Consider the following 2,742-nt stretch of genomic DNA (forward strand, 5'->3'; position numbering starts at 1 on the left):
GGATACATCGATGACTGTACCAGGGCCGAACGCAAGCGCGCCTCCGATCGAGGCTGTGCTTGCTACGCTCGAGCGGCTTGCCGGGGACTTAAGCCGCCGCGCGGAGGAAGCCGAGAGCCGCGCTGCCGCAGCGGAGAAGCGTGCTGAACAGGAATGCGAAGCTCGGCAGAGTGCCGAAATCCGCGCCGCGATTGCGGAACAGAGCGCGCAAGAGACACACCGGCGCGTGGAAGCTGCTGAAACTGCCGCAAGGGAGAGTATCGAGCAGTTGCGCCGAGACTTGCTGGCCGCCATCCGCGAAGCTGTGGATGCGGCACAGGCGACAGCAGCCGCGGTTCAAGCAACGCCTGAGCAGGGGCGGTACTCTGCAGAGCGGCCAGAACCTCCACATGGCATGAGGCGGGACCGAGAGTTGGCTCACATTCCGTATCCTGAAGCGGGTAGAATGTCTGTGTCGTCTGAGCCGGCACCTCGCCGGTGGGGCCAGGAACGAGGCTACGCATGGGTCGAGGACGAACCTAGTCCGCCTTGGTGGCGCCGGATCTTCGGGCGGGATTATTGATCGAGTGCGGCCTTTTCCCGCGTGTGAGAAGCAGCGGCCACACTCGGTATCGTGCAACTGATCCTCCCCCTTCGAAGTGGTCCGCCTTGAGGTATGGCTTCGAGCCAGAGGAGGACCGAAATGGCGACCAAGGGACACAAGCCTGAGGAGATCATTGCCAAGCTGCGGCAGGTGGACGTCCTGGTCTCACAGGGGCAGTCTGTGGTCGAGGCGATCCGGGCCATTGGGGTGACGGAGGCGAGCTGCGGTCATCTACACCATCGCCGAAACTGCGAAGCTGAACGGCCTCGACCCGGAGGCCTACATCGCCACCGTGCTCGACCGGCTCGCGGGCGGCCATCCCATCAGCCGCATCGACGAGTTGCTGCCCTGGAACTTCCAGGCAAACCATCAACCTGCCTGACTGGGCTGACGCCTACGCATAACCCAGGCCATGGCGCGTTGCTCCACGGGGGCGACCTCAGATGAGCTTCATCGCGGCGACGCCCGCGAGCAGCAGCAGCACCCCCGCGAGGCGCCGGCCCGAGACCGGTCGCCGCGGCAGGCGGAACCAGCCGTAGCGGTCTACCAGCACCGAGGCGACCTGCTGGCCAGCGACCGTCAGCCCGACCGCAGTGGCGGTGCCGATGATCGGGATGGCGGTGAACACGGTGGTGACGTAGGTCGCGCCCGCGAAGCCACCGAGCCAGCCCCACCAAGGCATGCCCGAGACGCCGGCGAGACGCGGCCGGGGCTGCCGCAGGATCGCGGTGGCGAGGGCCAGCACGGCCAGCATGGCGAGCGTCGCCACGACGAAGCTGACCGCGCCGACTGCGAAGGGCGCGCCGAGGTCGCGGTGCAGCAAGCCGTTCACCGCGCCCTGCACGGGCAGCACCGCACCGGCGGCGAGGGCGAGCGCAATCCAGCCCGGCCGCCCACGGGCCGGCGGTGCCGCGCTGCCTTCCTGGCCGAGCACGATCAGCGCGGCGCCTGCGAGCACCGCGAGGGTGCCGCCGACCGCCGCCGCCGTAACCGGCTTGGCCGCGACCCCGAGCAGCCCGAAGGTGTCGAGGCCGAGCGAAGCGAGCATCTGCCCGGCGATGAACAGGCCCACTGAGACCACGGCGCCGAGCCGCGGGAAGAGCAGGATGGTGGAGACGACGTAGAAGGCCGAGGCCGTGCCGCCGATCGCGTGCCACCAGGTCACCCGCGGCAGGCCGGCCAGCGCGGCAAGGGTGCCCGTGAGCAGGGCGACGAGCAGCAGCACGACGCTGCCGACGCCGAGCTGCAGCGCGGTCGCGCCGAAGGGGCTGCCCACGGCGCGGCTGAGCTGGGCGTTGGCGCCGGCCTGCACGGCGAGCAGCGAGCCGGCGGCGAGCGCCGCAAGGGCGAACAGGGCTTCCATGGAAAGTGGTCCTCCTTGCGGTCGCGGCTCAGGCCGCAGGCCCGTCGGCCGCGGGCAGCGCCGGGACCAGCAGCCCGCGCCGCACGGCGGGGCGCCCCCCGACGGCCGCGAACCAACGGGCAAGGTGGGGGTGGGCGTCGAGCGTAAAGCCGAGCTTGGCTACGGCGGCGTTGATCCACGGCCAGGTCATCACGTCGGCAATGCCGTAGGCCGCCCCGGCCAGGTGCTCGCGGCGGGCGAGCTGGCCGTCGAGGACGCCGAACACACGCCGGGCCTCGTGCTCGAAGCGCGCGATGACGGTGGGCAGCTTCTCCTCGGCGAAGACGGCGAAGTTCCAGTACTGCCCGAGCGTCGGGCCGACATGGGCGGCCTGGAACAGGGTCCACTGCAGGACGGCGGTGCGCGCCTCCTCGCCCTCGGGGCGCAGCACGCCCGAACGGTCGGCAAGGTAGAACAGGATGGCCCCGCTCTCCCACACCGTCCGGCTGCGGTCGGGGTCCGCGAGCACGGGGATCTTGTTGTTGGGGTTGAGCGCGAGGAAGGAGGACGCGCGCTGGTCGCCGCGCTCGATGTCGACGAGGCGAGCCTCGTAGGGCAGGCCGGTCTCCTCCAGCATAATGCTGGCCTTGTGGCCGTTAGGCGTCTGGTAGGTGTGCAATTGGAGCGGGGTCATTCTGGGCCTCGGGGGCGGGCGGCGGATCGCCTCCACCCAGCGGCCGAGGCTGCCCTGTGTGACCGCGCTCGTGCAGGCGGCATCTATGCAGTATCGTACTGCATAGATGCACACCCCCCGGCA

The 2,742-nt window shown here is 69.9% G+C and carries 2 protein-coding genes and 2 pseudogenes; 2 read left to right on the forward strand and 2 right to left on the reverse strand.

Going from position 1 to position 2,742, the window contains the following annotated elements:
- Positions 1-682 precede the first annotated feature (682 nt).
- Both AC5JBD_RS00035 and AC5JBD_RS00040 read left to right on the forward strand, forming a co-directional pair.
- Positions 683-805: pseudogene (locus tag AC5JBD_RS00035) on the forward strand (IS3 family transposase); the annotation flags it as partial.
- Positions 801-965, forward strand: a pseudogene (locus AC5JBD_RS00040) (transposase domain-containing protein); the annotation flags it as partial. The pseudogenes AC5JBD_RS00035 and AC5JBD_RS00040, both read left to right, overlap by 5 nt.
- A 57-nt stretch (positions 966-1,022) precedes the next feature.
- Here AC5JBD_RS00040 and AC5JBD_RS00045 read toward each other — a convergent pair.
- Positions 1,023-1,946 carry a DMT family transporter gene (locus AC5JBD_RS00045; protein WP_495719708.1) on the reverse strand — a complete coding sequence of 308 codons (924 nt, stop codon included), beginning with the start codon at positions 1,944-1,946 and terminating at the stop codon, positions 1,023-1,025.
- 28 nt (positions 1,947-1,974) lie between these two features.
- Positions 1,975-2,619 (reverse strand): glutathione S-transferase N-terminal domain-containing protein, encoded by a 645-nt coding sequence (locus AC5JBD_RS00050; RefSeq protein WP_495719709.1) that lies wholly within the window; start codon positions 2,617-2,619, stop codon positions 1,975-1,977.
- Positions 2,620-2,742: the final 123 nt, after the last annotated feature.

This window comes from Allosphingosinicella sp. (assembly GCF_059502505.1).